The sequence below is a fragment of the Segatella salivae DSM 15606 genome, assembly GCF_000185845.1.
Lineage (GTDB): Bacteria > Bacteroidota > Bacteroidia > Bacteroidales > Bacteroidaceae > Prevotella > Prevotella salivae.
Genome location: NZ_GL629647.1, coordinates 2,609,099 through 2,612,828, shown reverse-complemented (window position 1 = coordinate 2,612,828; position 3,730 = coordinate 2,609,099). Strand labels below are relative to the sequence as shown.

Annotated in this window: 5 protein-coding genes and 1 pseudogene; all 6 read right to left on the bottom strand. The window is 41.2% G+C overall.

The window, feature by feature from the left end:
- Positions 1–342, bottom strand: a pseudogene (locus HMPREF9420_RS10340) (PcfJ domain-containing protein); the annotation flags it as partial.
- A gap of 4 nt (positions 343–346) precedes the next feature.
- Positions 347–766, bottom strand: coding sequence for a PcfK-like family protein (locus HMPREF9420_RS10335; RefSeq protein ID WP_007135614.1), 420 nt, complete (start codon positions 764–766; stop codon positions 347–349).
- A gap of 5 nt (positions 767–771) precedes the next feature.
- On the bottom strand, positions 772–1,203 hold the full coding sequence (locus HMPREF9420_RS10330; RefSeq protein ID WP_007135613.1) for a hypothetical protein: 432 nt from the start codon (positions 1,201–1,203) through the stop codon (positions 772–774).
- Positions 1,204–1,555: 352 nt separating this feature from the next.
- Positions 1,556–1,903, bottom strand: coding sequence for a hypothetical protein (locus HMPREF9420_RS10325; protein ID WP_007135612.1), 348 nt, complete (start codon positions 1,901–1,903; stop codon positions 1,556–1,558).
- Positions 1,904–2,045: 142 nt separating this feature from the next.
- On the bottom strand, positions 2,046–2,513 hold the full coding sequence (locus tag HMPREF9420_RS10320; protein ID WP_007135611.1) for a DUF1896 domain-containing protein: 468 nt from the start codon (positions 2,511–2,513) through the stop codon (positions 2,046–2,048).
- Between the two features lie 41 nt (positions 2,514–2,554).
- On the bottom strand, positions 2,555–3,730 hold a 1,176-nt coding region (locus HMPREF9420_RS10315; RefSeq protein ID WP_007135610.1), incomplete at its 5' end, for a site-specific integrase.

Here is a 3,730-nt window from a genome sequence, read left to right as displayed (position 1 = left end):
GTAACCTTTCTCCATACCCACAATAAGTAGGAACATACGTAATACTTGAAACTCTCCACAAGTGGTAAGTAGGGTGAAATACTGCTTCTGCTGCAACTTGCGCTCGTATGTTTCCTTGACCTGCAACTTTGCCCTGCAATGAGGGCAAGTGCAAGTTTCTCCATGTTTGTTCATTATCCAACTATGCCCACAATCCATACAAGTGATGCGACCTTTTGGCAAGCGGTAGGCAAAGTGGTCAATACACTCACGGAATGCCCACTTACTTTGCGTCTTGGTTATTGGGCAAAGATGCTTGCTTTGTTCCAAAACTGCCTTTTCAAATTTGTTTCTCGGTTTCATAGGCTTAAAAATCGAATAGTGATGGTTGTACTTGGGTTGCTATGTTCTCGGTCTTTTTCACTCGTGCGTTACGGCTCTGTATCTTGGCAAGTTCCTCACGCTGATATTGTTTAATGGCTTCCTGCCTTGCTTCGACTTTTTCTTCCTCTGTGAGTTCCACAATGTGATTAACGGCAACTTGGCAAGAAACAGCCTTGCCGACCTCTATATCGTCCTCATCGTAGTAGTGAACAGCCATAGAGAAGATTTCATCATCATCAAAGCCGTTGCAACCGCTTTTCTGCACTTCATTAAGAATGTAGGTGATGCACTCCTCGATATTCTTGTTCGGTTTCATCAAGTTAGGGGCAAACAAGGGGTCTGTCATAGCACGCTGATTGAGATACTCGGCTATTGTCCGTGTGAAATGTTCTGTTCCTTTCATATTGCTTAGTATTTTGGGATTTCTACTATTTGATTGATGCGTCCATATAGGTAGGCTCTTAGGCTTGTTCTGTCGGGTGCGTAATATTCTGTCCATTGTCCGTACTGACCCACAAGGTATTTCTTCAGTACATCAAAGAAGTCAAAGCGATAGCCTTGTAGGGGAACGGCTGTACGGAAATAGGTGTTAGAGTTCACTGCTTCACATAGCCAATTCTTTTCTTCACGGCTCATACACTCGCCACGATTGAGTTTCACACGTAGGAGATATATTTTGCTATTACAAAGGCTCTCCAAAGAGGGAACGTCCCATTGTACAAACTTAATTGCCAACACTTGCTCACTTTTTTCAGCCGTAGGGTTAATGCGGTAATGAGAGGAGGAGCTATATCCTTTTCTGTTCATCGAAGATGTTGTATTTACTTTTTGCTTATCCATAGCGACATTTTTTTTATGCGTCCAAAGATCGGAGTATGCTGATTCCTTTTTGTAGCAAAATCAAGGTAGCGGGGCGGGCTTACACAAGGTTTTGACGGAAAATACTACCTGTAGGTGTGGAGATTTTCCAGACAAACCAAGCGGCTTAGACCTTTTGAAAGCCACAAGCCCCGTACTACCTTTGCGGATAAAAAGGGAACAGCATCCGTCTTCTTCATTTCGCATATCGTGGAGCATTGGAAAAGAAGCAAAAGTGCAACGCTCGTAGTGGGAAATAGAAAAGGTGGCTATCTCAAAATGCGAGATAACCACCTGATGAAATAACATGAAAGGTATTACAGAGCCGTGCTTCTCAAAGCACGCATAGCAGGATGGCACAGAGAATAGCCAACCAAAATAGAATGCTCAGCAGCGCAAATGTTACTTTTAGAATTACCTTGATTATAAAGCGTAGTATCAGAAAACCTGCAATGACTGACACGACAGTTACGACTTGTGGCGTTACCATCTTCGAGATAAGCCAAATGACACCGATAACGATGGAAAGCAGGATAGCGAGTTCGATGAAGCGTGTCCAAGAGAAGCGGCGGACTTGCTTGGGCGAATTCGATTGCTGCCTGATATTATCGGTTTTGTTCGATGCGTCTGCCTTGATAAAGGCAGGTGTGTGAATGTCTTGATTCATGATGATTGTATTCATAATCGAAGCTTTTAATAGTTTCAAGAGCAATAACAAGATGCCCTGGCTACACAAAGCCAAGTGTTTGTACAAACTCTTGGCGTGTGGAGCGGAGCGTTTATCTTGGCTCTTGACACTATCAAAAGCTCCCGATGGTGTTACATCAAGTCATGTTCTCACTATCGACAGTTGGCAGACCATTAACCTCGATGATCAGAACGATTGTCCCTGTCAGTTCGGTGTAGAGTTTCTCATACTCTGGACTTGCACCAAAATCGTCCGTCAGTTCATACTTATTGAAAACGCTTTGCACAGCCTTATTCTTCAGAAGCATTGGTGTTAGTCTTTCAGGAAGAGGAGAAGGGAGTTCTTTCTCGAACTCATTCTCTAAGACAGACACAAGCGTGTCATACTTGGAAAAGTGCAAACCTTGGTATAAGACTTCACTTGCCATTGTCTCAGCTTCGGGATGCGAGAAACCCTGTGTCACTGCATCGCAGTAGGTGGTAAGAGCTTCGTCGGCTCTTGCCGTTATGAATGGTTTGTCACTCAGCATTTCGGGAAAATGCTCTCCGAGATACGCTTCCAACTTCAAACAGAAGTAGGAAAGTTCTTTCTTTGTTGTTGTCATATTTTTATTGATTAGATTGTACTATTCTTTTTCGTGCAATATTATTTAGTTACTTTAACTGCTGGCGAACTTACAAAATTGAATTTATCTAATTTTTTGGACACCGCAAGCATATCATTCTCTATTTTCTTGTTTGTTATGCGAGCATAAAGTTGCGTAGTGGTAATACTTGAATGTCCTAACATCTTAGATACAGACTCAACAGGAACACCTTTGGTAAGCATCATTGTTGCAAAAGTATGTCGAGCCATGTGAAAAGTAAGGTTCTTATTGATACCACAAACATCTGCAATCTCCTTTAGATAAGAGTTCATTCGTTGATTACTGAGAATGGGGATAAGTCTGCCATTTTTAGCACAGCCTGCATATTTCTTTATAATCATTTTTGGAATATCAAGAAGAAGGATATGACTTAACGTATCAGTTTTTTTTCTTGCCGTAACTATCCACTGCTTTCCATCCATTGTAATTATATTGTCAGCTGTAAGGTTGGCTACATCAACATAAGCTAAACCTGTAAAGCATGAAAACAAAAATATGTCTCGAACATTGACCAGTCGTTGCGTAGCAAATTCTTTATGCATAATAGTATCAATCTCTTCATCTGTAAGAAATCCCCGATCCACTCGCTTGGTCTTGAAGTGGATGTTGAGAAAAGGATCATGATTGAACACACCAGCCTTACGTCCAAATATGATGACAGTTTTGAACGTTTTTAAGGTTTTAATAGCTGTGTTAAAACTTTGTCCCACTATTGTTCGAAGATAAACATCAAAATCATGAATAACGATAGGTGTAAGTTCTATGGCATTAAGATCTGTTCGGGCATATTTTATTTCAAGAAAGTTAGTAAAGTGGCGCTTGCATATATCAAACTTGCGATAGTTTGCCTTACTTACACCACAGCCAATCTGTGCATACATATCATTATTGTATTTGGTAAACAATGAGAGTACAGTTTCCATGGCCTCACGCTTGCCCAAATATTCAGACTTAATCCGTTCTAAACTCAACTCTTCAGAAAATTCCAAGCGCTGGAATATTACTTGAAGGTCAGTACTTATACTCGTCAGCTGGGCATTGGTAGCTAAAGCTTCCTTAGTTCGTCCTCGTACTTTACCCAATGTACTGTCCCACATTTCTGGATCAACGCTAACTCCCGTTGTACCGAGAGCTACTCTTTCTCCATTAAGATGAATACGCATCATAACTGAAGA